The 517-nt window shown below is 56.3% G+C and carries 2 protein-coding genes; both read left to right on the top strand.

The features are described from left to right. Positions 1-282: hypothetical protein (locus AC5O77_RS22665; protein ID WP_494507285.1), on the top strand; the 282-nt coding region annotated here is incomplete at its 5' end. 11 nt (positions 283-293) lie between these two features. Continuing rightward, positions 294-517 (top strand): aldose epimerase family protein (locus AC5O77_RS22660; RefSeq protein WP_494507284.1); only part of this gene is annotated, 224 nt, incomplete at its 3' end.

The following is a 517-nucleotide window of genomic DNA, read 5'->3' as shown; positions in this document are numbered from 1 at the left end:
CTGCAATCCACCGCTGACTGGGGACGGGTGGTTTACATTGGTGAAACCGGAAAAGTGGAATTCGAGGTCAGCGCCGATCTGATGCACCATCAACGGCGGATTATCGGCTCCTGGGTGACCAGTCTGTTCCATATGGAAAAATGCGCCCATGATCTGACGGACTGGAAGCTGTGGCCGCGTAACGCCATTACCCATCGCTTCTCGCTGGAACAGGCAGGTGATGCCTATGCGCTGATGGCGAGCGGCAAATGCGGGAAAGTTGTGATTAACTTCCCGGATTAAGGAGTCAGCGGATGACCATCTATACGTTATCTCACGGGCCGCTAGAGCTGGACGTTTCTGACCGGGGCGGCGTCATCGAAGGCTTCTGGCGTGACGCGACGCCGCTCTTACGTCCCGGTAAAAAAAGCGGTGTGGCAACCGATGCCTCCTGTTTTCCGCTGGTGCCGTTTGCAAACCGGGTGAGCGGCAATCGTTTTGTCTGGCAGGGGCGTGAGTATCAACTGCAACCGAATGT

Source organism: Stenotrophomonas sp. INTA L402-1 (assembly GCF_059295135.1).
This window is presented reverse-complemented; position numbering and strand designations above follow the sequence as displayed.